A 25,450-nucleotide genomic window follows, 5' to 3' on the forward strand; every position below is an offset into this window, starting at 1 on the left:
CTTCAAGATTGTTCTTTGCTGCCGCGCGCGATGGGCAGGGTCAGCACGATGGCCGCACCGGCCACCAGCAGCACGCTGGCGTACAGCAAGCCCGTGGCAAAGCTGTGCGTGAAATCCTTCAGCCAGCCCACGACGACGGGATTCAGGGCCGAGCCGATATTGCCCGTGGCATTGATGACGGCGATACCGATGGCGCGCGCCCCCAGGCTCAGGGCCCGGTCCGGCGTCGTCCAGAAGACGGACATGGCCGTGTAGGCGCCCGTCGAGGCCATGCACACGCCCAGCAGTTGCACAACGGGATTGCCGGAATATGCGGTGAGCAGCCAGCCAAGCGCCGACAGCAGCATGGGCCAGACGATGTGCCAGCGGCGTTCCTGCAGGCGGTCCGAGCGGCGGCCCCAGGCAATCATGCCGATGACGGTGCACACTTGGGGGATGGCGGCCAATAAGCCGATTTTTGTATTGCTGGCGTCGCCGCTGAAACTTTTGACGATCAATGGCGTCCACACGGCCACCATCGCCAGGGTATTCACCAGGCAAAAGTAGGCGATGCCGAATTTCAATACGGTGGGCGAACACATTTCCGCCAGCACCGAGGTGTTTTGCCGGGGCGCCACGGGTTTTTGCTCGGCCGCCAGCATGCGCGCCAGCACTTGCCGTTCCAGCTTGCCCAGCCAGCTGGCCTTGGCGGGCGAATCGTCCAGATAACCGTACACGGCCAGGCCCAGCAGCACGGAAGGCATGCCTTCGAGCAAGAACAGCCATTGCCAGCCCTTCAAGCCCCAGTGGCCGTCCAGGCCCAGGATCAGGCCCGACAGGGCCGAGCCGATGGCGGCCGTCACCGGCATGGCGATCATGAACAGGGCATTGGCCCGCGCCCGATAGGCGCTGGGAAACCAGTACGTCAGGTACAGCAGCATGCCGGGCAGGAAGCCCGCCTCCGTCACGCCGACGAGAAAGCGCAGCGCATACAGGCTGGCCGGGCCGCTGGCGAACAGGGTCGCAGTCGAGGCCAGGCCCCAGGCGATCATCATGGAGCCTATCCATTTACGGGCGCCGATACGGGCCAGCACGATGTTGCTGGGAATGCTACAAGCGATGTAGGCGATGTAGAACAGGGTGGTGGCAAAACCGAACTGGGTGCCGGACAGGCCCAGGTCTTGCATCATGGTCAGGCCGGCAAAGCCGATATTGATGCGGTCCAGAAAGGAAAACACGAACAGCAGGAACAAAAATCCCAGCAGATGGCGCGAAACCTTGCGCATCACCTGCTGTTCCAGTTGCAAGGTGGCAGCGTCGGGGACGGGCGCCGTAGTGGCGGACGTGGCGGGGCTGGCCGCTTGGGCGATGGTCATGCTGGTCTCCATAAGGTGTCGCTCTCCCCTTGTAGATTTTATTGGGTGAGAGTGGCCGGATGCTCCGGCTTGAGACACAGTATGCAGATGACTACGCCGACGGCTGTCCCCATTTTGGGGACAAACGCTGGCCGGAAGAACTAGAAAGCAAACGCAAAACGGCGGCGCTCCCGGAAAGAGCGCCGCCGCCCAGGCAGGCTGCCGTCAGCGGGCGTGCCTAGCCGCGTTTCTTGACCGGCACGTCTTCGACCTTGTTATGGTCATAGGTAAACGAGGCGCGGCCGTTCCAGTTGTTGTCGGTAACGAAGATCGCCTCGAACTTGGCCAGGTAGCTGCCGATGGCCGGTGGCGGCACGGACACCACGTACTCGCCGCTCAGGTTGAAGGCGCGCGTGGCGCCGCCAATGCCCAGGCCGTACACGGAGCCGCTGACGGGGCGGATCACCACGCGGCCATGCGGTGGGGCGATCGCTTGCGTGATCAGGGCTTCGCCGCTGAGGCTGCCGTCGTCGGGATTGTAAAACAGGGCCAGATTCAGGATGGGCGCGCCGGGCAGAGCGAGATTGCCGGCGGTCAGATACACATGTTCTACCGCATTCAGTTCAGATGAGGACACAATGGACTCCTTCGGGGGGATGGTTCCTGAGCCATGAAAAGGCGGAGATCGCGCGCGGCGACAGGCACTGGCTATCAGCCTTGCCGATGCGGTTCAGCGCATCGACACTCTGCCGCCAGCATAGCCGCTATTTTCGTGTCAATATGCTCACATTATTGCATTGAAATTCAGAAAATTTATGCAATGCCCCTTGGGCGGGGGCAGCTAGCATTTATATCGCGTGCGGCCCTAGACATAGCGCAAACAATTGTCGCTGGCTGGAAATGCCCAGGCGTTTATAGGCGCGCTTCTGATACGTGATGACGCTCGATGGCTGGACGCCCATGGTGTCTGCAATTTCCACGGCCGTCAGCCCCTCGAGCACGCCGCGCAGCACGTCGAGCTCGCGCTTGCTCAGTTGCGGACCGTGCTGGCGCAGCCGGGCCAGCATCATCGGCGAGACGCCTTGCGGGGGCTGGCCGTTCAGGCTGTAGTGGTGTCTGGCCGCATACGCGAGCAGCGGCGACAGGGTTTCGATGGCGGCGATTTCGCCGGGCTGGAACTGGCCCTGGCTGCTGTCGCGGTAGAAATTGACGGACAACCAGATATCGCTGGCCGGCTGCACCAGCAGGGCCAGCCGGTCCGACACATTCGGCCGCTGGTAGCACGCGGCGCGGTAGCCGGGGTGGCGGATCTCGTCGCTGGCTTGCTGGTGCAGCACGATGGCGGGCTCGCGCCTGGGCCGCGCAGAGGGCGCGATGATGCTCTGGTTGCCGTCGAGCGCATAGTAATGGCGCGCGTAGCTGTCCGCGATATCCTGCAAAAACCGCCCGCCGCGCCGGTCGGCCACGGCCACCGTGCGGGGCCGGTTGCCGAATTCATAGGCGAAGATCGTGCACTGGGCGATGGGCGCGGCCGTGCTGGCGGTTTTCAGGATGGCGCCCGCCATGGCATTGACATCCGCATGGCCGATGGCAACCACCAGATCGAGGGCGCGCCCCAGATCCAGCTGCCCTTCCGCCTGCCGCCGTTCCACCTGCCAATAGCGCATGCCGCCTCCCCTGCCCGCCAGGTCTTATTGCTGCCGCTGCGGCAAGACCCAGTCCGGCCGGATGTAGTGGCAGGTATAGCCGTGCGGCAAGCGCTGCAGATAATCCTGGTGCTCCGGTTCCGCTTCCCAGAACGGGCCGGCCGGCGCCACTTCCGTCACCACCTTGCCTGGCCACAGGCCGGAAGCGTCGACGTCGCGGATGGTGTCCTCGGCCACCAGCCGTTGCGCTTCGCTCGTGTAGTAAATGGCCGAGCGGTAGCTGGTGCCGCGGTCGTTGCCCTGGCGGTTTTCCGTGCTGGGGTCGTGGATCTGGAAGAAAAACTCCAGGATCTTGCGGTAGCTGATGGTGTTCGGGTCGAAAATGATTTCGATCGCTTCCGCGTGCGTGCCATGGTTGCGGTAGGTGGCGTTGGCCACGTCGCCGCCGCTGTAGCCCACGCGCGTGGCGATCACGCCCGGATAGCGGCGCAGCAAGTCTTGCACGCCCCAGAAGCAGCCGCCGGCCAGGATCGCGATTTCGTTGTCTTGTGTCATGTTGATCATTCCTTGATCTGAGATACGGAATCGTTCATCTTACCCTGTCGCGCGATTTTCTTCAGCGGGCCAGCAAGCGCTTGAGCTGCGCCGCCTGGTAGGCGCCGATGGCGTCGTTGAACAGGCAGCGGATCAAGGGGTCGTCGACGATATCGGCCTCGCTTAATGCAGCCTGCGTGGCCCCGTCGAAATCGCCATCGTTGATGCGCATGTACATCGACGTCAGCGATTCGCCCAGCACCAGCGCCGCATGGCATTTCACCAGCGGCACTTCCGTCGTCCAGCCCGGCGCCTCGTCCGTGGCGGGCACGAGGTCGATCAAGTCGCCATGCGTGCGGTAATGCAGGACGGTGGCCGCGCCGTCATGGCCGTACAGCGACAGGCGCCACAGCCGCGGCGCCTGGAAATAGCTGTCGTCGGACAGTTCCATGTCGCGGTAGCGTTCGAGCAAGCCGTTGCGGCAGAAATCGAGCACCAGCGCTGCATCGGCCGCGTTCAAGGGCGCGAAACGCCGCGCGATGTCCGCCGTGGCCGGCGGCGGCGCCTCTGGCCGGTAATCGAAATCCACGTCCTGCGGACCCACGGGCACGACCCAGGGCAGCGGCGCGGCCGGCGCCAGGCCCTGCGCATCGAGCAGCACGGACGTGGACGGGTCGAGCCGGAAGATATGCGCGTCCGGCAGCGCGGCGCCCATTTCCTCGGCAAAGCGGCGGTAGGTGATGGGGAACATCGCGTGGTTGTACCAGGACCAGTCTTCCTGCACGAACTGGCAGGAACTGGGCACGAGGTAGCGGGGAGCGAGCGCGCGCAGCTGCGGCACCCAGTCGTCCGGAAAATCGACGTGGCCGCGCGCCGCCTGCGACGGCGCGATGACGGCGATCTCGCGCATGGTCTGGAACGGCCACAGCACCATGTCCCAGGGCGCGAACGCGGCCAGCTGTTCGAGCGTCCCGGGGCCAATCCAGGAATCGACGACATTCAACACGTTCAAGCCGGCAGCGCGTACCTGGAACAGCGAATCGACGTCGTCGTCCAGCGCGCGGCGCGGAATCACCTCGATGGCGCCCACCCGCACGGGCACGTCCACGTGCAGGCACTCCACCTGCGTAAAGCCGAGCGCGCGCAGCATGGCGAACAGTTCGTCGAAGACGCAGTACAGGTAGATGGGCGTGGCGCGGTCGAGCGCATCGAGGCTGTCGAGCGAGCAATGGTCGTCGTGGAAGTGCGAAATGAAGACGGCATCCCAGCGCAGCCGGCGCACGGCGTCCAGGTCGAAGCGCACGGGCGGAAACGCGTGGCAGTTGCGGCTGAACGGGTTTTCGACGATGGGGTCGAAGGCGATGGCCGTGCCTTCGCATTCGAAGACATAGCCGGCGTGCAGGATGCGGGAGATTTTCAGGGGCATGGGGAAATCGGAGTAGACCCAACAGCGGGTACCGGGGTCGGCCCCTGAGGGTCCGACCCCGGACTTTGCTTTTGGGTTGAAGAAGGATTGCTAGCGGTACGCCGCCAACTTGCCTCATTATGGATTGTTCAGCACATCCATCGCAAAATACGTGAAGATCATGTCCGCGCCCGCGCGCTTGATGGCGCCCAGGGTTTCCTGCACCACGCGGCGCTCGTCGATGGCGCCTGCCTGTGCGGCGAACTTGATCATCGCGTATTCGCCGCTGACCTGGTAGGCGCCGATCGGCAGGCGCGTCGCTTCGCGCAGGTCGCGGATGATGTCCAGGTAGGCGCCGGCCGGTTTCACCATCAGCGCATCGGCGCCTTCCGCTTCGTCGATCAGGGATTCGCGCACCGCTTCGCGGCGGTTCATCGGGTCCATCTGGTAGGTCTTGCGGTCGCCCTTCAGGGTGCTGCCGGCCGCGTCGCGGAACGGGCCATACAGGCCGGAAGCGAACTTGGTGGAATACGCCATCACGGGCGTATCGTGGAAGCCGGCCGCGTCGAGTGCGCTGCGGATGGCCGCCACCTGGCCATCCATGGCCGCCGACGGGGCGATGATGTCGGCGCCCGCCTGGGCCGCGATGACGGCTTGCTTGCCCAGGTTCAGCACCGTGCTGTCATTGTCGACCGTGTCGCCATGCAGGATGCCGCAATGGCCGTGGTCCGTGTATTCGCAGAAGCAGGTGTCGGACATGACCACCATTTCCGGCACGGCGTCCTTGATGATGCGCGACATGCGGGCCACCAGGCCGTCCGGGTTCAGGGTATCCGTGCCGTGGCTGTCCTTGTGGTGCGAAATGCCGAAGGTCATGACGGAACGCAGGCCGGCGCGCGCATAGCGCTCCACTTCCTGCGCCAGCTTCGCTTCGGGAATGCGGCGCACGCCGGGCATGGACTTGATGTCGATGAAATCGCTGGAACCTTCGTCGACGAAGATCGGCAGGACCAGGTCGCGCGGATTGATCTCGGTTTCGCGGAACAGCTCGCGCAGTTGCGGTGTCGCGCGCAGGCGGCGCATGCGCGAAGTGGGAAATTGTGCTGGCATGGTATGACTGGCTTCAGGTTGAGAACGCCCGCAAGTATACGCCGATCACGCCGATTGCGCCGGGCTGCCCGGCAAAAAAGCCGCGCAGGTCAAAAAATGCCGCCTGGCGCCTTCATTGCGCGTGCAGCAGGGCCGCCACTTGCCAGCGCATGTCCGCCGCCAGCTGCACCAGCATGGCGCCCCGGCGGCGCGCGTCCGCGCGTTTTTTCGACGGCACCTGCTCCAAGTCCGGCATCCGGCATTGGCCGCATGGCAGGCGGTAATTGCCGTCGCTGGTGGGCAGCGCGTGCAGTTCCCGCCACGCCAGGTCGTAGTCGCAGGAGATGTGGCGGCGCCGGCGCCAGTTCAGCGCGATGCGGTTGGCGTTGCTGACCAGGTCCAGGTGGCTGCAGCCGAAAAAATCGCCGAGGTCGCGCAAGGCGGCCACCATCAGGTTTTTCGGCCGGCAGCCGTGCAGCGCCCGCGTGGCCTCTTTCACGGCCTGCGCGCCCGCCTGCGAGCGCAAGCCCTGCAAGGCGCCCAACTGGATGGCATTGCCGCCAGGCTGAGGCCGGAACAGGAAGCTGGCCAGGTACAGCGACACGCCGTCGCGCGTCAGGCGCAGGCACAGCTCCCCTTCGCGGTGGCTATCGTGGATGGCCGTCAGCTGCAAGCGGTAGGTGGCGCCGTCCTTGCCCTCGATGGCGGCCAGCACCAGCGCGCGCCGCGCCACATGGTCCACCAGCGCACGGGCACCCGCCTGCCACAGGAAGCGGTAATGCCCGCACAGCAGGTCCACGCGGGCCGCACAGCCGAAGCGGCGGCTGGCGTAGGGACGGTAGATCTTGTACAGCAAGCTGGGATGGGCTTGCGCCAGCGCCGCCAGGCCCGGCGTGCCGGCGATGAAGGCTTGCCAGCGCGCGCGCTGCACGGGAAAGACGAGCGCGCCCAGCGCAGCCTTGATGCGGTGGCCATGCTGGCGCAGTGGCACCGGCTGCGGCGCGGCGTTGTCGCCGATGGCGGTAAAAGTATGCATGCGAACAGCTCTACGACGGTCTGGATGAACGGGACGCGGCGGCGGCCGCTGGCAGCCCGGGGCCGGCGGCTGTACGCTGGCAGCCGCTTTGCGCCGGGTAGAGGGGATGATAGGGGGAGGTGAAAACGAAGGGGGTTACAAGTTGGTAATGTGCCGATATGCCACACCGGCCCGCTGCCGGCTCTGGCGGCCTAGCGCAGCAGGCGCAGGCGCAGGCGCAGGCCCGGCGCCGCATCCTCGATTTCCAGGCTGCCCCCGTGCAGGACCGCGATGGCTGCCACGATGGACAAACCCAGGCCATTGCCGGGCAAATGGCGGCTCTTGTCGAGCCGGTAGAAGCGCTGCGTCAGCTTCGGCAGTTCTTCCGCCGGCACGCCGGGGCCGTTGTCGCGCACGGCCAGCCAGCTGCCCTGCGCGTCGCTGCCGGCCGACACTTCCACCGTGGCGCCCGGCCCCGCATACTTGATGGCGTTGTCGACCAGGCTGGCCAGCGCGCTGCCCAGCAAATTGCGGTCGCCGCGCGCAGGCACGCCCTCGCCATACATCTGCACCAGCAGCACGCCCTGCTCGTCGGCCGTGGCTTCGTACATTTCCACGATGTCGGCGCCGATCTGGTGCAGGTCGATGTCATTGAAATTCTCGGGACGCATGCCCGATTCGGCCGCCGCGATCTGCAGCAGCTTGTCGAACACGCGCGTCAGGTCGTCGATGTCGTCGATGGCCGCCTGCGACGCGGCTTCAAAGCCCGCCACGCTCTGCTGCTGGCGCAAGGCGCCGTCGAGCTTGTTGCGGATGCGCGCCAGCGGCGTGCGCAAGTCGTGCGCAATGGCGTTCGATACGTGGCGCACGCCTTCCATCAGGTGCTCGATGCGGTCGAGCATGCGGTTGATATCGCGGCTCAGCAAGCCGAATTCATCCTCGCTGGAGACGGGAATGCGCCGGCTCAGGTCTCCCGCCTCGATTTCCCCCGCCGTGCGGCGGATCTGCCCGATGCGCGCCTCGAGCTGGCGGCGGAACAGCCAGGCGCCCGCCACCACCAGCAGGATGGCCACCCCGCCGCCATAGGCCAGCGAGCGCAGCACCAGGGTGCGGATCGACTTGCCCTCTTCCATGTCGCGTCCCACGAACAGGCGCGCGCCGCCCGCCAGGTCGCGGATCAGCATGCGCGCGGGCACCCTGCGCCCTTCGCGCGTGACGTCGCGGTGCAGCAGCCGGCCCACGGGACTGCCCGCATCGGGCCAGGACGACAGATTGCCGGCCACGCGGCGGCCATCGGCGTCCACCAGCAAGAAAATCTCCGTGTCGCTGTCGGTGCGGTCCGTGAGCAAATGGGCGATTTCCGCCGTCGTGCGGCTGGCATCGCCCTGCTCGTACAGCGCGGCAAGGCGTTCCGACAGCAGGACCAGCTTGCGGTCCACGCTGCGGTCGAGCACGCCGATGGTGCCGAAATAGAATACGGCGCACACGATGCTGATCGAGACGACCACCAGCACGCCGTAGCCGAGCGCCAGGCGGGCCGCGATGGAGCGGTGCAAATTACGCACCGTCGAGCACGCCCAGGGTGTAGCCGACGCCGCGCACCGTGTGGATCAGCGGCGGCGAAAATTCCTTGTCCACCTTGGTGCGCAAGCGGCTCACCTGCACGTCGATGACGTTCGTCTGCGGGTCGAAATGGTAGTCCCACACGGCTTCGAGCAGCATGGCGCGCGTGACGGACTGGCCCTGGTGACGCATCAGGTATTCCAGCAGGCGGAATTCGCGCGGCTGCAGGGCGATTTGCCGGTTGGCGCGCGTCACGCGCATGGTGCGCATGTCGAGCACCAGGTCGGCCACCTGCAGCTGCGTCGATTCGGGCACGGGCGCGGCGCGGCGCAGCAGCGCCTCGATGCGGGCCAGCAGTTCGGCGATGGCGAACGGTTTCGACAGATAATCGTCGCCGCCGCTGCGCAAGCCGCGCACGCGCTCGTCGACGCTGGACAGGGCCGACAGCACCAGCACGGGCGTGTTGCGGCCCATGCCGCGCAGGCGCGCGACGATGGCCAGGCCATCGATCTCGCCGGGCAGCAGGCGGTCGAGCACCAGCGCATCCCAGTCTTCGCCGCAGGCCAGGCGCATGCCGTCGATGCCATTGTCGCAGGCGGTCACGTCGTGGCCCGCCTCGCGCAGGCCGGCACAGATATAGCGGGAAGTTTCGGCTTCGTCTTCAATGACCAGGCAGCGCACGGGGAATTCCTTGTAAAGATCAGGACAGCAAACATGCGCAGCATACGCCAGGCGCGCGCCACTTGCCAGTCCCGTCGCGTGCGGCAAACGATGGCAGGGTCGGGTACAATACAGCCTCGACAATGTTTGGCCGCGCCCGCGCGCGCATGTTTGCGCGCATATTTTATGGCGCCGCCCCGCTTGCCGCAGCCTGCATAGCCTACCACTGCCACTAACGAACAGCAGGCGCGCCTGGCGCGCGCCACAGACAAATACAGCCATGAAATCGACCCACTCTCTCGCACTGGCGCTGGCCATCGCCTGCGGCAGCGCCGCCGCCGCAGACACCAAACAAAGCATGCTGTTCGATGAAATCCCCATCGGCAGCTGGAGCACGTCCGCCGAACTGGGCGCCATTACCACCTCGGGCAATACGGTGGGCACTTCCGTCACGGGCAAGATCGACGCGCGCCAGGAACTCGATGACTGGAGCAACCAGTACATCTTCAGCGGCTACTTCAAGGAAGACGAAACGACCAACGACGACGGCCAGAAGATCCGCGAACGCTCGGCCGAGCGCTTTTCCGCCTCCGCCAAGGCCGCCTACAAGCTGATGGCTGACCATGAAAAACTGTTCGTGCTCGCCTCGCACGTGAACGACAAGTTCGGCGCCTACACCAAGTACTCGACCCTGGCCGTCGGTCATGGTTCGCGCTGGTACCAGTCGAGCGACAAGAGCGTCGACGTGGAAGTCGGTCCTGGCTATTTCAGCGGCACCAACGACACGGGCGAATCGGAACACGGCCTGACGGTGCGCGGCGCGGCCGCCATGAAGTGGAAGATCAGCCAGTCGGCGATGTTCACACAGACCGTCAGCGTGGAACGGGGCACCTCGAACACCCACTCGATCGCCGAGACGGCCCTCAGCACCAAGATCAACGGCACCATGCAGATGAAAGCCGCCTTCAGCGCCCGCAACGATACGCGCGTACCGGACGACAAGAAGAACACGGATACGCAAACGTCGCTGACCCTGGTCTACTCGTTCTAGGCCGCGCCCGACCATGCCGACGCTGATGCGGCGCCTGCGCGCCTGCGCCCTCGTGTGCGCCGCGGCGCTGCTGAGCGGCTGCGCCGCCGTCACCGTCAGCGCGATTTCGCCGGCCGACTACCTGCAGCAGCGGCGCGGCGACATCCTCACCACGGGGAAATTGAGCGCCGCCGCCAGCGAAGTGCTGCGCATCATTGGCAGCGACATCGCCGCCTGCGAAGCCAATACGGGCAGCTGCCGCGCCGACCTGGCCCGCTCCGACCTGCTCAGCGACGAGCAGCGCCTGGCCACCCTGTCCGAACTGTGGCTGGAAAGCGCGCTGGCAGAAGAAAAGCAAGGCGGCCACGCCAGCGCCGAACTGCTGGCCGCCTGGCTGGAATCGGCCCGCTACGCCTATGCCTACCTGTTCTACACGACGCGCACGCCGGGCCAGCGCGCCTTCGAGGAGCGCCAGACGCAAATCCGCGACTACTACAACTACGCCGTGCAAAAGGCCGTCGGCAACCTGTTCCGCCACCGCGGCGAGTACCGCCCCGACGGCCATGTGATCCGCGTCGCCGGCTGGCAGATCGACAGCGAATTGTCGGCCCTGCGCCTGCCCGAAGACGGCACCCTGCCCGAAGAACTGCTGCCCGCCACCTCGCTGTCGTTTTCCGGCCTGCGCAATGTGTACCGGCGCGACGGCTTCGGCGCCGACCTGGTGGGCGTCATGCCCAAACCCGGCGCGCAAAAAGGCGAGTATGTGCCGTACCAGGAAACCCGCTTCCCCGTCGTCACGGCGCTGATCCGCTTCGACGGCAACAGCCTGCAGGAAGTGCTGGCCACGCAGCAGCTGCTGGTGATGCTGGTCGACCCGACGCGCAGCGAATCGACGCGCATGGCGGGCCAGGAACTGCCCGTGGCGGCCAATTTCACGGCCGGCTATGGCCTGTGGCTGGCCCGTTCCGGTTTCGGCGTGCAGGCGCTGCGCACCCTGTTCGGCCGTGCCGACGGCATCTCCCGCCCGCAGGTGCACCTGATGCAGCCCTACGACCCGGACAAGCGCACCATCGTCATGCTGCACGGCCTGGCCAGCAGCCCGGAAGCGTGGATCAACGTGGCAAATGAGCTGATGGGCGACGAGCAGCTGCGCCGCCGCTACCAGATCTGGCAGGTGTACTACCCGAGCAATGCGCCGCTGGCGGCCAACAATGCCGCCATCCGCCAGGCGCTCGCCGCCACCCTGGCCCAGTTCGACCCGTCGGCCAAGGCCGCCGCCGCGAACGACATGGTCTTGATCGGCCACAGCATGGGCGGCGTGCTGGCGCGCCTGATGGTGTCCGACGCCAGCAACACCCTGCTCGACGCCATCACGGAAGAATACAATTTGAAGGGCAAGAAGGCGGAAAAAGTACGCGCCGGCCTGGCGCCCTACCTGAATTTCACGGCCATGCCGCAGGTGAACCGCGCCATCTTCATCGCCGCGCCCCACCGCGGCACCTCGTTCGCCAACCACAAGGTGGCGCGCTGGATCGCCAACCTGGTGACGCTGCCCATCACCATGCTCGACCAGCTGTCGGACGCGGCCGGCAGCCTGGCGCAGCTCGACACGGGCAGCAGCGAACCGCTGCGCATCCCCAACAGCATCGATAATCTCAGCGACAAGGACCCGTTCGTGCGCCTGGTGGCAGACCTGCCCATCAGCCCGAAAGTGCGCTATTACTCCATCATGGGCAACGACACGCCGGACCTGCCGCTGGCGGAATCGAGCGACGGCGTGGTGCCCTACGCCAGCGCCCACCTCGACGGCGCGCAGTCGGAAAAAGTCATCCCTTCGTGGCACAGCGTGCAGGAAAGCCCGCAGGCGATCCTGGAGATACGGCGGATTTTGCGGCTGCCGGACAGCTTGCCCTGAGCCGCATCAGGCTTGCAGCGCTTCCAGCGCCACGGCGGCCACTGCCAGCGCCGTTTCCGGCGGCGTGCCGTCCTCGAGGTGCCAGGCCGCCGACAGGCCCGCCCAGGCGGCGCACCATGCCAGCAGGCGTGCACGCTCCAGCCCCGCCGCATCGGCGATCAGCGCGACCTGCCGTTGCAGCCGGCCCGGCGCCATGGCCAGTGCGCCATCCGGGTTGCACAGGATATTGGCGAAGTCAAAGCCCCGCTCGCCCATATAGCCTTTCGGGTCTATGGCCAGCCAGCCGCGCGCACCGCCATCGAGCACGTTACCGTGATGCAGGTCGCCATGCAGCACGACGCTGTCCTGCGGCGCCGCAAGCAAATCCCGCGCCACGGCCTGGCATGCGGAAAATACGCCGCCGTGCGCGACGGCGGCGCCCAGAGCGGCGAAGCAGCCGGACAAGGAAGGAAGTGTCGGCGCCATGGGCCGCGGCGCATGCAGTCGCGACGCCACGGCGCACAGGATAGCGGTGGCCGCCGCATCGCCCTCCTCGCCCGTGCGCGCCAGCGCGGCCAGTGAACGGGTACCCCTGGCCCGTTCGAGCAGCAGCGCATCGCCATCCGTGGAGGCGGCCAGCACACACACGGCGGCGTCACCACCCCACCAGCGCAGCACGACGCCGGCGCGCCGTTCGTCGCCGCCCGTCGACAGCTTCAGCATTGCCGGCTGGCCGCTCCGCAGCACGGGCAGCAGACTTGCCGCGTGCGTGTGCAGGGGGGCGCCATCGGCCTGCAATGACCATCGCTCAAGGTAGGTGGCAAGGCGGTCCTGGTAATCCATGGGCAATCCCCGGGTGAAGGTCAAGGCGCCACTATACGGGACAGGGCAACGCGCAGCCAGTTCACGCCGGCTCGCGCCACTTGTCCTTGATTTCCAGCATGGCCGGCAAGTGTTCCACAAACAGCGCCAGCAGTTGCGGGTCGAAATGCGTACCGCTGTCGCGCTGCATGGTGGCGATCGCGTCCGGCACCGTCCAGGCGGGCTTGTACGGGCGTTCGCTGGTGAGCGCGTCGAAGACGTCGGCGATGGCGACGATGCGGCCTTCGTGGGGGATTTCCTCGCCTTTCAAGCCGTGCGGATAGCCGCTGCCATCCCATTTCTCGTGGTGCGTCAGGGCGATGGTGCGCGCCATTTTCAGCAAACCGCCCGCGTGCTCGCCGATGATGGCCGCGCCGATTTCCGCGTGGCTGCGCATGACTTTCCATTCGTCCGCATCGAGCTTGCCCGGCTTTTGCAGGATGGCGTCGGGGATGCCGATCTTGCCCACGTCGTGCATGGGCGCCGCGTTGAGCAGGTCTTCCGCCCTGCCCGCGCTGTAGCCGGCCGCCAGTGCCAGCTGGCGCGCGTAATAGCTCATGCGGATGACGTGCATGCCCGTCTCGTTGTCCTTGTATTCGGCTGCCTGGCCCAGGGTCTGGATCACCTGCAGGCGCGAGCGGCGCAATTCCTCGGCATCGACCAGCGACAGATGCGTGCGCACGCGGGCGCGCACGATGGGCGGGCTGACGGGCTTCGTGATGTAGTCGACGGCGCCCGCGTCAAAACCGTCCGCCTCGTCCTTCACGTCGCACAGGGCCGTCACAAAAATGACGGGGATGGAAGCCGTGGCCGGCATCGCCTTGAGCTGGCGGCACACTTCGTAGCCCGTCATGGCGGGCATCATGATGTCGAGCAGGATCAGTTCGACGGGATTGTTCTGCGCCAGTTCCAGCGCCTTGTCGCCATCCTTGGCGTACAGCAGGCGGTAATCGTCCTGCAGGATCTGGCGCAGCACCTGCAGGTTCGTCGCTTCGTCGTCGACCAGCAGCAGGATCGGTTTGTCTTCGTGTAAGGTCATCGTCAGCCCAATATCAGGAATCAGGAAAAGTCGGCCGGCGCCGGCGCTTCCAGCCACGCCAGCATCTGGCGCAGCACGCCCGCGGCACGCGCAAATTCAAAGTCGTCGATGGCGCTGGCCAGCGTTTGCAGGCGCTGCTGCTGGCCGTGCGGCGCCAGCAAGGCGGCGATCTGCGCCATCAAGGCATCGTCGAGCTGCCCGCCTTCCAGGCTGGCGATGGCTTGCCGCAGCAAGGCACCGGCGGCGGCCGCATCGAGGGGAGCGCTGGCGGCCGGCGCGGCACCGGCCGATGCCGGCAGCGCCCCGATGTCCGCTTCCAGCTCGGCTGCCAGCGCCATGAAGGCGGCCGCCAGCTGCACCAGCAATTCGGTCGCCGGCAGCTGACGCGCGATGGCTTGCTCGATGCGTCCCAGCAGGCTTTCGACCTGCACCAGGCACAGATTGCCCGCCGCGCCCTTGATACGGTGCAGCAGGTGGCCCGCCACGCTGCTGCCGCCCCGCTCCATCTCGGCCGCCAGCATGGCGGCGCAATCGCCATTGGCCTGCACGAAACGGGCGATGGCCCGCTGCAAGGTTTCGCGGCCGCCCCACAGGGCGATGCCGCGCTGCCAATCCACCTGGCCGGCGGCGGCACGCGCCGCCGAACCGGCCGCCGGCGGCGGCATGGCCACGGCGATATCGAGCAGGCGGGCGATTTCCGCCGTCAGCTTGTGCATTTCCAGCGGTTTCGAGGCAAAGCCGTTCATGCCGGCCGTCTGTGCGGCACGCCGGTCCTGTTCCAGCACGCTGGCCGTCAGCGCGATGATGGGTGTCGCCTTCAAGCCCTGCTCGCGCTCGTGCACGCGGATCAGGCGCGCCGCTTCCAGGCCATCCATGCGCGGCATCTGCACGTCCATCAGCACGATATCGAAACCGCCCTTGCCAAATTCGCGCACGGCGCTCTCGCCATCGCTGGCGGCGATCACCTGGTGGCCGGCCGCGCCCAGGCTGATCAGCAGCAGCTCCACGTTCTGCGGCACGTCGTCGGCCGCCAGGATGCGCAGCGGCGGCAAGGCCACCACGGGCTGCTCGCTGCGGCGCGCCACGGCCTTGCCCGGCGCCAGCGGCAGCAGCACGTGGAACACGCTGCCCACGCCAAGGGTGCTTTCCACCGTGATGGTGCCCCCCATCAGTTCGACCAGCTGCAGCGAAATCGTCGTGCCCAGGCCCGTGCCGCCAAAGCGGCGGCTCATGGACGAATCGGCCTGCGTAAACGGGGCGAAAATCTTGTCCAGGCGGTCGGCGGGAATGCCGATGCCCGTGTCATGCACGGCGATATGCACCTGCTCGCCCTGCATGCCGACGGCCACGCGCACATGGCCCACTTCAGTGAACTTGACGGCATTGCCGATCAAATTCGTCAGCACCTGCTGCACCCGGCGCGCGTCGCCCAGGAAGAACTGGCCCATGCCCGGGTCGACATCCACATGCAGCACCAGGTCGCGCGCATGCGCCGTGATGCGCAGCGACGCGGCGACATGGTCGACCAGGTCCGGCAGCGAAAAGTCCACCAGTTCCAGCTCGGTCGCGCCTTTTTCCAGCTTGGCCGTGTCGAGGATGTCGTTGAGCAGATCGAGCAGGGAACGGGCCGACTGGCGCACCGTGCCCAGATGGCGGCGCTGCAGGCTGTCCAGGGCGGTCCCCAGCAGCACTTCCGTGAAGCCGATGATGGCATTCATCGGCGTGCGGATTTCATGGCTCATGTTGGCCAGGAAGCTGGTCTTCGATTCGGCCGCCAGCTCGGCGCGGTCCTTGGCCGCGCGCAGGTTTTCCTGCATGGCGCGCCGTTCGCTCACGTCGGTGGCCAGCTTGACCACCTTGAACGGCTTGCCGTCCGTATTGAAGATCGGATTGTAGGAAGCCTGTATCCACACTTCCCGGCCATCCTTGCCGATGCGCTTGTACTCGCCCGTATTGAATTCGCCCTGCGCCAGGTGCTGCCAGAACGCGATGTAGTCGGGCGAAGTCACATAGCCCGGTTCGCAGAAGATGCTGTGGTGCAGGCCCAGCACGTCGTCGGGCCGGTAGCCGACCAGGTCGAGGAAGTTCTCGTTGACAGCCAGGATGCGCCCTTGCAGGTCGAATTCCGCGACAGCCGTCGCGCGCGAAATGGCCGTCACCTTGCCTTCGTACTCGGCGTTGCGCAATTCGCTTTCCGTGATGTCGAGGATGACGCCGTCGATCCAGCGCACCACGCCGTCGTTGTCGAGCACGGGGCCGCTGCTTTCGCGCACCCAGCGCTCGCGCCCGTCGCGGTGGATCAGGCGGTAGACGTTCTCGAAGTCGCGCTTTTCACCGGCCGCCTGCACGCAGGTGTCGTTGACGCGCTGGCGGTCGTCCGGGTGCACGAGGTCGAACAGCCTGACCCGCCCGTCGACGAAGTCCTGCGGCATCCAGCCCGTCAGGTTGAAGACGGCGTCGCTGATGAAGATCATCTTCCATTCGGGCGCGAAGCTGCAGTGGAACGAGACGCCGGGAATGTTGCGGATCAGGGTGCGGTACTGGCGCTCGCTGTCCTTGAGCGCCTGCTCCATGCTGCGCGACGAGCGCATGTCCGTGACAAACGCCACGAACAGGGGCTGGCCCGGCGTGTCGATCTTGCCGATGGCCACGCGCATGGGCAGCACGGCGCCGTCCTTGTGGCAGCCATCGAGTTCGCGTCCGCTGTCGAGGATGCGCGAGGCGCCCGTTTCCAGGTAGTCGCGCAGATAGCCTTCGTATTCGGCCGCGTCGGCCGGCTGCAGCAGCACGCTGGCGTCGCGCCCCACGATCTCCGCTTCGCGCCAGCCGAACAGGCTTTCCGCGGCGGGATTGAAGGAGCGCACCTTGCCCTGGCCGTCGATGGTGATCAGGCCATCGGCCGCCGTATCGACGATGGCGCGCAGGCGCGACTCGCTGGCGCTGGCATGGCGCAGCAGCTGGCGGTAGCGCAGCAAGCCGTTCGCGGCCGCCACGAAGACGGTCAGGGTGACGGTGATCAGCGCCACGGCCAGGGCCACGAACGAGGCTTGCACCGTGATCGTGTTGTCGCCTGCCGTGGGGGTACCGGAAAAGCGCGCCGCCAGCATGCCTGTGTAATGCATGCCGGAAATGGCCAGGCCCATGACGACACTGCTGACCAGCAGCGCCGCCAGCGGGCTGAGGCGCTGGCGCAAGGCATGCAGGCCGAAGCGTATCCACAGCGCCAGCATGGCCATGACGACGGCCACCAGCAGCGACAGGGCAAACAGCCACGGCTGGTAATGCAGGGTCAGCGACGTCTGCATGGCGGCCATGCCGCTGTAATGCATGGAGCCGATGCCCAATCCGACCAGCACGCCGCCCACCACCAGCTGGCGCCAGCTGATGCGCGGGCGCGCCAGCAAGTGCAGTGCCACCCACGACGCCGCCACGCCGGGCAGCATCGACAGCAGGGTCAGGCTGGGGTCGAAGGACACGCGCGTGCAGATGTCGAAGGCCAGCATGCCGATGAAATGCATGGACCAGATGCCGCCGCCGAGCGCGATGGCGCCCGTGATGATGGCCGTCTGGCGCTGGAAGCCCCGCTCGCTGCTGCGCGCCATGCCGGCGATCTGCAAGGCCATGAACGAGGCAAAGATGGCGATACCGATGGAAAACAGCACCAGCCCGACATCGTGCGTGCCGTAGATGTACGGCATGGTATCGGTCGATGCGGTAAAGATGGAACTAAACATACTGTCGTGGCATAAGAGAGTGAAACCTAACGTCGCAAAACATGACTGCGCACCGCGCGCCGGTGCCAGGCTTTTTAGTAAAGCGGCAACACAGCGAAAATGACAACGGTAGCAGTCGACCAGGGCAAGGCTCGGTCATCACGCCCGCGCCTGCCGCGCGGGGGAAAGGTGCTCGTTCAGAGAAAACAAGCGGAATGCGTACGAACTCTGGCGCGGATGGCTGGCCGCCAGCGTGACGATGATTTTTTAAAGAGCCATGAGTATAGTTGCTTTGCGAAAATATTCATAGGACTTCAGCAATACAGTTATCAAAACTGATATTTATTGCGGCGGCGATGCGACAATGCCCTCCTACGCCTGCGGCCAACGCGCGCGGATGGCCTCGGATTGCTGGCTCAGCGGGCCAAACGTCTCGCTGACAGGGATACCGGCCAGTCTACAACGGCGGACGAGCTCCTCCTTGATCTGGCACAAGGACCAGCGTTGCGGCACGGGCAAGTTCAGGCCCACCACGCGGATCAGCGGACAGCCCCCCGAGGTCGTGTAGAGCAGCAGCTCCACGCGCGCCAGCGGCGCCGCGGTCCGGTAGACCTGCAACGCACCCCCATACGTGACCACTTCCAGCCGCTGCAGCTGCGTCAAGTCCAGCAGCACGCTTTTATCCCAGCCGGGCAAGCGTCGCGCCTGTCGCCGCAGCAACAGGCCTCCGTCGCCCAGTTCCGCATGAAAGAGCAGGCCCCGTCCGGGAAACAGCACCAGGCCCGCCACCCAGGCGGCCAGCGCCAGCGGACCGAACAACACTGCCTCGCCCGCATACGGCACGTTGCGCCAGACGGCTTGCAGCATGAAGGCGAGGATCAGCGCGCAACCGCCCAGCAGCACGCTGCGCGACAGCACGGGACGCATATCCGCCATCAGCGCCGCCTGGGCCGCGGCATCGTCGGCCGGCGCAAAGCAGATCCATTCGGCGCGCGCCCGTTGCAGCTGGCGCGCCGGTTCTCCGCTCAAGCGTTCTGCGCGAGCATGCCGCGGAACCAGGCCAGCTGCTCGCGCGTCAGGTAATTGGCGCCGTCGCCATGCAGGATGACGATCTCGATCTCGGCCGGGATCGAGGCGAGCAGTTGCGCGCCCGTCACGGGAATATTGGGAAACGCGATGCCGGCCAGGAAGGCGGGATCTTCCGCCACCGTCACGCAGCGGCGCTCGGGATTGGGCGACGGCACGAGGAACAGGTCGATCTGCTCGCTTTGTCCGCCGATCACGACGTGCAATTGCGCGGCCAGCAGTTCGGGCAGGATCAGCTCGATGTTGTTCTCGGCGCGCGATTGTTGGAAAGCATTTTTCAGGGGAGTCGATGCAGGCGTGGCGGTCATGGCAAATTGAAAAGATGAAGACGGCGGCAGTGTAGCAGAGGCGCCCGGACGGGCGCGCTCCGCTGGCGCAACGGCTACATCTTGTAGTTCAGCGAGACCAGCACGCTGCGCGGCGCGCCGTAGCGTTCCAGACCGCCCGACCAGGAATAGCCGAGTCCCTGGTAGTAGCGGCGATAGAGCACGTTGTCGACGTTCACGCGCAGCTGCAGCTGCTCGCTGAGGTGGTAGCCGGCCGTCAGGCCGACCAGCGCGTAGCCGCCCTGCCGCGTCAGGTAGCCGGGATCGCGGCGGTAGATCTTGTCCTGCGCGTAGACGGAGGCGCCCACGTTCCAGCGCGCCAGGCTGCCGCTTAGCTGCACATTCGTCATCAGCTTGAACAGCTGCTTCGGCTCGTCCGTGGCGATGCGCTGGCCGATATTCGCCGCCACGCTATCCTTCGTGTACTTGGCCAGCACATAGGTGTAGCCGCCCGCGATCTGCCAGCCCGGCAATGGCGAACCCGACAATTGCAGGTCGACACCCTCGCTCTGCACCTGCCCCGCCGCGCGGGCGCAGTAGATGGCGCCGCCCGTGGGGCAATTGACTTCATCGGCCATGGCGCGGTTGTTCTGCCTGATGCGGAACAAGGCGCCGCTGGCATTGAGCCTGCCGCCGAAATACTCGCCCTTGACGCCCACTTCCAGGTTGGTGCCGCTCAGCGGCGGCAAGGTATTGCCGCGCACATCCAGCGAGCTTTGCGGCTCGAAAATCTGCGTGCCGCTCGCATACACGGAATGGTGCTGATCCACATCGTAGACGAGGCCCGCGTACGGCGTAAACTTCGCGTTTTCCGTCAGGCTGCGGCGCCATGCGGGATTGGTGGAATACCAGCCCGTCACGTCCTGCGCGTACCAGCCGAAGCGCCCGCCCAGCACCAGGCGCAGGGGATCGGCCAGGCTGAAGTTGCCGGCCGCATACAAGCCCTTCTCGTTCGTCTTGCGGCCCCAGTTGTAGGGCTCGAACGCCGTGCCGCGCATCGGGTAGGCATACGGATTCCAGCTGCGGATGTCGATCACGCGCGTGTCCGCGCCCTCCCAGCTCTGGCCCGCGTCCGAATCGTCGTGGCGGTAGCTGGCGCCCACGATGACGTCGTGCTGGCGGCCGAACCACGTGACGGGGCCGCTCAGGCGCCAGTCGGCCACCACTTGTTCCGTGTTGTACTTCCAGCCCGTTTCCGACTGGCTCAGCTTGTATACTTCGCCATCGATGCGGCTGTTGGTAGTATTGCGCGTGCTGGACGCGGCATCGATATGCGTGATGGCGAAGCGGCTGCGCCAGCCCTTCTCCAGCCTGGTTTCCAGGTCGGCAAAGACGACGTTGTTGTCGCGTTTCTGGAACGAGTCCGCATTATTCAGGAAGGTCGAGCGGGGCAAGGGCATGTGGCTGCCATCGGTAAACGTGGGCAAGCCGACGAACACGCCGTCGGTGCGGCTGTGCTGGCGCGAAAAACCGATGCCTGCCGTGGTCGATGGCGTCAGGTCCGCCTCGACGATCGCATACACGGTGCTGTTCCTGTTGTTGACCACGTCGACGAAGCTGTCGCTGTCGCGCCAGCTGGCCGCCACGCGCCCGCGCACACTGCCCGACTCGTTCAGCGCATTGCTGGCGTCCACCGTCAATTGCCGGTCCTTCCAGCTGCCCAGGTGGGCGGACGCGTTCAGCATGGGTGTGGCCGTGGGGCGCTTGCGTATCATGTTGATGCTGCCCGACGGCGCGCCCGCCCCTTCCATCAGCCCCGTGGCGCCGCGCACCACTTCCACGCGGTCGTACATCAGCATGTCGGCGGAGACATTGCGTTCATTAAAACCCGTCACATCGAGCGGCAAGCCATCGACATTGACGTGGCTCAAGGCAAAACCGCGCGCGAAATACGTGGTTTCCTGGTCGGACACGCCCTGCGTCTTGCCATAGATGCCGGGCGTGGCCCGCGCCACGTCCTGCAAGGTGGTCAGATCGAAATCCTCCATTTGCTGGCGCGAAATGACGCTGACCGTTTGCGGCGTGTGGCGCTGCGACAGGTTCAAGCCCGTGGCTGTCGACAGATTGCGCGACGTATAGAGTCCCGTGCCTTCCGTGGCGCGGTCCGCCTCGGCGCTGACGACGACGGCGGGCATGCTCTCCAGGCCGCCATCGGCCGTGCTCGTATTGATCTTGCGCAACAGGTAATTACCGTTGCCACTGTCCGTCACTTCCAGCCCGCTGCCTTGCAGCAGTTTTTGCAGGCCGGCGGCGACGCCATGGCGGCCCTGCAAACCTGGCGTCGCCAGGCCGTCCAGCGCCACGCCCTGCGTGGACAGGTTGATGCCGGCGGCGATGGCAAACGTGGACAACGCGCCACGCAGTCTGCCGGCGGGAATATTGTAGTCGCGCACGCTCGCGGATGGGCTGGCCTCGGCGGCCAGCGCCGTGTGCGGCAAGCCGGCGCCAGCGGCGCCCACGGCCAGCAGCAGGATCAGCGCGGCGCGCACGGCGCCCGTGGTGGGATGGAGCGCGAGTGGCGTCCACGGTGAAGATAAGCGGTGCTGCACAGCCATGTAAAACCCTTTCGATGGTTCGGATTGTTCGTTCTCTACCTTGTATGACGAAGCAATCCCCAAAAAGGGACAGGCGGACGGCAAATAATTTCTTCAGACCGCCTCGACGCTGATCCAGTAGCGCGTGCGGCGTACCAGCCGGATCGGCAGGGAACGCTGCAGCAAGAGCAGGATGTTGTCCGGGTCGCTCAGCTGGAAGATGCCGTCCACGGGTATGGCGGCCAGCGCGGGATCGCAGCGCAGCACGCCGTAGCGGTAGCGCGCCACGTGGTCGAGCACCTCGCCCAGTGGCATGCGCTCGGCGATCAGCACGCCCTGCAGCCAGCCGGCAGCGTGCGGCGCCAGCGGCGTCAAGGCCGAAACGGCACGATCATCGAAACTGCCCTGCTGGCCCGCACCGACCCTGCGCACGGCCGCGGACGCCTGCGATGGCTGGATTTCGACGGCGCCCTCGCTGACGCTCACCTGCGTGCGCGGCGCCAGCACGCTGCCAAGGTGGCGCACACTGAAATGCGTGCCCAGCGCGCGTACGGCGCCATTGCTGCTGCGCACGAGGAACGGGCGCGCCGGCACGGCCCCGTCGTGCGCCGTGGCAACGTGGATTTCGCCCGCATGCAAGACCACGAGCCGCGCCCCGTCGTCAAAGCGCACGTCGATGGCCGTGTCCGTGTTGAGCACCAGTTGCGTGCCATCAGGCAAGCTCATATGGCGGATTTCGCCCCTGGCCGTGCGGATGGCGGCGCGCCACGCTTGCCAGGGCTCTGATTTACTGGCCAACCACAGCGCCGGGCCCGCCGCGATCAGCCCCGCCAGGCCGTAGAGCACGGCACGCCGCTGCGGCGACTGGGGCGCCCCGTCCGCCGCCTGGCGCAGCGCGGGGGGCACGCTGGCCAGGGTGCTGCACACGAGCTCGGCCCGCTGCCAGGCCGCTTCGTGTGCGGGATCGCCGGCGCGCCAGGCCTCGAACGCCTGCTGCTCGGCCCCAGTCAAGGGGCCCGCATGCAGGCGCACCAGCCATTGCGCTGCGGCATGCGCCGCGCGCGGGTCGATGGCCGGGCTCACAGGATCAGCAGGATGCAGCGCTCGAACGCCTGCACCATGTAGCGCTTGATGCTGCGCTCGCTCACGGCCAGGCGCCCGGCGATTTCCCCATAGGCGAGGCCATCGACATGGGCCAGCAGGAAGGCGCTGCGCACCAGCGGCGGCAAGCCGTCGAGCATGGTATCGATGCGCTGCAAGGCTTCGCGCACGAGCAGCCGCTCTTCCGGCGACTGCATCAGCAGATCGGGCTGCTGCGCCAGGGTTTCCAGCCACGCCTGCTCCAGCGACACGCGTCGGTAGTGGTCGATCAGCAGGCGCTGCGCCACGGTCGTCAGGTAGGCGCGCGGTTCGCGCATGGTCTGCCGGCCTTCCGGCGGCGCCGTCAGCAGGCGCACGAAGGTATCCTGCGCCAGGTCGGCCGCATGGTCGGCGCACTGCAGCTTGGCGCGCAGCCAGCGCATCAGCCAGCCGTGGTGGTGGCTGTAGATGCCGGCTATCGACTCGCTGGACTGCGCAATATTCACTGGGGACTCCGATGCGCGCAAGGCAAGGCGCAGCTAATTGATAATAATTCTCATTATCACAAATCATTGCCTCCGGCGTCAATGCCGGCGCCTGCCCGATCCTGGAAACTGTTGTTTCAGCGTGGCTGCCGGCGGCTCTCCTCCCATGGTGCGCTGCGCTGCACGGGCATTCCCTTTCAGCCAGCATACTTCAGCAATTCTTCAAATTGCAGCTCACTCGGCCTTCAGACTTTCATGATCTTGCAGAGCATTGCGCTGGCGACGGCGGAGCCCCTGCGCCTTGACTACGCTGCCGGCGGCGCGGGACATGGCGTGCGATCGGCCATTTCCGCATAGCTGCTGGCGGCGCCGCCCAGGTGGATGAAATCCGCATACAGGACGCGCTTGCCGTGCAGCGTGTCCTGGAATCCGCCCAGGTAGACACCCGTCTTCGGATAATTGCCGCGCGACGGCAACTCCACATTCATATAGTGGGTAGGAAAATTGCTTCCCTCGTACACCAACTTGCCATTGAGCCACAGGCGCGATGCGCCCGTCCCTGACGCATGTTGCCAGTCCGCATCGAGCACCAAACAGTACCATTTCTCACGCTCAATTTTTCCCAGCATCAGACGTTGCTGCATCGTATTGTCCGGACTCGCATCGGGCACCATCACGCCATTCTTCAACGTGTAGGTATCGCGGTGATTGGCCCGCGTCTCCATCAGCAGGTCGGGGCCATCGGCGATGATCGAAAACGGCGGCGACGTCACGACGATGCCCCTGGCGCTGTGCACCTGAAAGACGACGATCCAGCCATCCTTGCCCGTCAAGTCCCAGTCCGCAGGAAAATATACGCCGCCCGCATACCAGCGGCGCCCCTGGGGCACGCGCTCATACAATGGCGACACCTCGGTGCGCTTGCCATATTCGTCGGGATCGCTGGCGTTGACGGTCATGCGGAACACCTTGCGCGTCTCGACGCCCTGCGTCACGGCAGGATCGCCCACCAATTCCACTCCGGCAGCATTGCCGGCGCTGATGCCGTACAGCCAGTTGAAGTGGCGCGTCGTCACATTGTCGAAACTGGCCGGCCGGGACGCGCTGGACGGCACCATGGTGGTCACGGGTCCGCCGATGCCGTTGACGACCTGCGCGTGCAGCGGGGTGGCGGCCAGCAATGCCAGCATGGCGATGGCGATAAAGGAGCGCATGGGAAATCCCTGGTTCGGAGGCTGTTCAAGATGCCGCATGGCAAGGCGTCTTTTGCGTCATGTCATTGAGTGATGCGGCGGAATCGCCCACCCATACAAAGTCGGCATACATCACGCGATGTCCTGGCGCGGCCTCCTCCGGTACGCTCAAGCCCACGCGCGGTACGTGCAGCGCGCCCGCGTAGCTGTTGTGGCTTAAGCGGGCGAAAAAAGTTTCCTTCGCACTGCCATTCATGTAGACCCGCAGCTCACCGGTGCCAGCCACCGCCGACCAGTCGGCGCGCACCACCATGCAATGCCAGCTGCCCAGGGTTGCCGGACCGGCCAGCACCGTGCGGCGCGCGGAATTGGCGGGCGTGATATCGCCCGTCCGATGATTAAAGTTCATGTTCAGCATCAGCTGGTCGCCGCGTATCTGCAGCGCAAGGGGCGGCGCCAGGGTCCCTGCCCCGCTGCCGTTATCGACCTGCGCCACGGTGATGGGCGCGCTGGTGCTGATCCAGTCCGCGGGCAGGAAGATGCTCATGGCATACCAGCGGCGCGCCGATTGCACCGGGTGCTGTTCGTTCAGCAGGTGGAAATCGCTGTGCGGCGTGGCGTCCGTGCCATACCAGTCGGCGCGCACCACGGGCCGCGTGACGCCGCCCACGGTAGCCGTCGTCACTTGGACACGCTGCTGCGCATGCTGGCGCACGCCATAGTAATCGGTGAAATGCTGCGCGATGTCTGCCGCCGGAACGGCAGGAAAGACGGCTGCCACGACGTAAGCCGGCAAGCCCGCAACGGTCAATAGGGAGATGGCGGCAAAACGTAATAACTGCATGCAAAGCCTTGTATGGTTTGACTGCTCAAAACACGATACATGCAATTATATTTAAATATACTAATTTCGACAATTAATAAGTATTTTCTTAATAATTATTAACTGGACAGGATGGTGGC

The 25,450-nt window shown here is 65.8% G+C and carries 21 protein-coding genes; 2 read left to right on the forward strand and 19 right to left on the reverse strand.

The annotated features are described in order from the left end of the window. Positions 1–2: 2 nt before the first annotated feature. The 9 genes from VPH41_RS11515 to VPH41_RS11555 form a co-directional block, all read right to left on the reverse strand. Positions 3–1,355 (reverse strand): MFS transporter, encoded by a 1,353-nt coding sequence (locus VPH41_RS11515; RefSeq protein WP_328570093.1) that lies wholly within the window; start codon positions 1,353–1,355, stop codon positions 3–5. 217 nt (positions 1,356–1,572) lie between these two features. Beyond that, entirely contained in the window at positions 1,573–1,971 is a 399-nt protein-coding gene (locus VPH41_RS11520) for a DUF1842 domain-containing protein (RefSeq protein ID WP_328570094.1), read from the reverse strand. A 211-nt stretch (positions 1,972–2,182) separates the two neighbouring features. After that, entirely contained in the window at positions 2,183–3,001 is an 819-nt protein-coding gene (locus VPH41_RS11525; RefSeq protein ID WP_328570095.1) for a helix-turn-helix transcriptional regulator, read from the reverse strand. A 24-nt stretch (positions 3,002–3,025) separates the two neighbouring features. Continuing rightward, on the reverse strand, positions 3,026–3,535 hold the full coding sequence (msrA, locus tag VPH41_RS11530) for a peptide-methionine (S)-S-oxide reductase MsrA (RefSeq protein WP_328570096.1): 510 nt from the start codon (positions 3,533–3,535) through the stop codon (positions 3,026–3,028). Positions 3,536–3,596: 61 nt separating this feature from the next. Continuing rightward, positions 3,597–4,940 (reverse strand): MBL fold metallo-hydrolase, encoded by a 1,344-nt coding sequence (locus VPH41_RS11535; protein WP_328570097.1) that lies wholly within the window; start codon positions 4,938–4,940, stop codon positions 3,597–3,599. Between the two features lie 117 nt (positions 4,941–5,057). Continuing rightward, positions 5,058–6,029, reverse strand: coding sequence for a porphobilinogen synthase (gene hemB / locus VPH41_RS11540; RefSeq protein WP_328570098.1), 972 nt, complete (start codon positions 6,027–6,029; stop codon positions 5,058–5,060). A gap of 112 nt (positions 6,030–6,141) precedes the next feature. Next, positions 6,142–7,044, reverse strand: a complete 903-nt coding sequence (locus tag VPH41_RS11545) for a VirK/YbjX family protein (RefSeq protein ID WP_328570099.1) — start codon at positions 7,042–7,044, stop codon at positions 6,142–6,144. Between the two features lie 191 nt (positions 7,045–7,235). Continuing rightward, entirely contained in the window at positions 7,236–8,588 is a 1,353-nt protein-coding gene (locus VPH41_RS11550) for a sensor histidine kinase (protein ID WP_442906259.1), read from the reverse strand. Next, on the reverse strand, positions 8,581–9,267 hold the full coding sequence (locus VPH41_RS11555) for a winged helix-turn-helix domain-containing protein (RefSeq protein ID WP_071077124.1): 687 nt from the start codon (positions 9,265–9,267) through the stop codon (positions 8,581–8,583). Before VPH41_RS11555 ends, VPH41_RS11550 begins: the two co-directional genes overlap by 8 nt. A 259-nt stretch (positions 9,268–9,526) precedes the next feature. On the opposite strand from VPH41_RS11555, the gene VPH41_RS11560 reads away from it, so the two are divergent. Further along, entirely contained in the window at positions 9,527–10,297 is a 771-nt protein-coding gene (locus VPH41_RS11560) for a DUF481 domain-containing protein (RefSeq protein WP_152256439.1), read from the forward strand. Between the two features lie 13 nt (positions 10,298–10,310). Next, positions 10,311–12,191, forward strand: coding sequence for an esterase/lipase family protein (locus VPH41_RS11565; protein ID WP_328570101.1), 1,881 nt, complete (start codon positions 10,311–10,313; stop codon positions 12,189–12,191). A gap of 6 nt (positions 12,192–12,197) precedes the next feature. On the opposite strand, the gene VPH41_RS11570 is transcribed toward VPH41_RS11565, so the two are convergent. The 10 genes from VPH41_RS11570 to VPH41_RS11615 all read right to left on the reverse strand — a co-directional run bounded on the left by VPH41_RS11570 (position 12,198) and on the right by VPH41_RS11615 (position 25,331). Next, positions 12,198–13,013: an aminoglycoside phosphotransferase family protein gene (locus VPH41_RS11570; RefSeq protein ID WP_328570102.1), complete on the reverse strand. Its 816-nt coding sequence runs from the start codon at positions 13,011–13,013 to the stop codon at positions 12,198–12,200. A gap of 61 nt (positions 13,014–13,074) precedes the next feature. After that, complete coding sequence (locus VPH41_RS11575; protein WP_328570103.1) at positions 13,075–14,070, reverse strand: response regulator; 996 nt, start codon at positions 14,068–14,070, stop codon at positions 13,075–13,077. A 20-nt stretch (positions 14,071–14,090) separates the two neighbouring features. Then, entirely contained in the window at positions 14,091–17,804 is a 3,714-nt protein-coding gene (locus tag VPH41_RS11580) for a PAS domain S-box protein (protein ID WP_328570104.1), read from the reverse strand. Positions 17,805–18,155: 351 nt separating this feature from the next. Beyond that, positions 18,156–18,812 carry a hypothetical protein gene (locus VPH41_RS11585; RefSeq protein WP_328570105.1) on the reverse strand — a complete coding sequence of 219 codons (657 nt, stop codon included), beginning with the start codon at positions 18,810–18,812 and terminating at the stop codon, positions 18,156–18,158. Beyond that, entirely contained in the window at positions 18,809–19,177 is a 369-nt protein-coding gene (locus VPH41_RS11590; protein WP_328570106.1) for a hypothetical protein, read from the reverse strand. Before VPH41_RS11590 ends, VPH41_RS11585 begins: the two co-directional genes overlap by 4 nt. Positions 19,178–19,251: 74 nt before the next feature. Continuing rightward, positions 19,252–21,750 (reverse strand): TonB-dependent siderophore receptor, encoded by a 2,499-nt coding sequence (locus VPH41_RS11595; RefSeq protein WP_328570107.1) that lies wholly within the window; start codon positions 21,748–21,750, stop codon positions 19,252–19,254. Positions 21,751–21,843: 93 nt separating this feature from the next. Then, on the reverse strand, positions 21,844–22,812 hold the full coding sequence (locus tag VPH41_RS11600; RefSeq protein ID WP_328570108.1) for a FecR family protein: 969 nt from the start codon (positions 22,810–22,812) through the stop codon (positions 21,844–21,846). Continuing rightward, positions 22,809–23,315, reverse strand: coding sequence for a sigma-70 family RNA polymerase sigma factor (locus VPH41_RS11605; RefSeq protein ID WP_328570109.1), 507 nt, complete (start codon positions 23,313–23,315; stop codon positions 22,809–22,811). Before VPH41_RS11605 ends, VPH41_RS11600 begins: the two co-directional genes overlap by 4 nt. Positions 23,316–23,599: 284 nt before the next feature. Next, the gene (locus tag VPH41_RS11610) at positions 23,600–24,508 is read right to left on the reverse strand and encodes a heparin lyase I family protein (RefSeq protein ID WP_328570110.1); all 909 of its coding nucleotides are present in this window, start codon (positions 24,506–24,508) and stop codon (positions 23,600–23,602) included. 25 nt (positions 24,509–24,533) lie between these two features. Beyond that, positions 24,534–25,331: a heparin lyase I family protein gene (locus VPH41_RS11615; protein ID WP_328570111.1), complete on the reverse strand. Its 798-nt coding sequence runs from the start codon at positions 25,329–25,331 to the stop codon at positions 24,534–24,536. Positions 25,332–25,450: the final 119 nt, after the last annotated feature.

The organism is Janthinobacterium sp. P210006 (genome assembly GCF_036231885.1).
GTDB lineage: Bacteria > Pseudomonadota > Gammaproteobacteria > Burkholderiales > Burkholderiaceae_D > Janthinobacterium > Janthinobacterium violaceinigrum.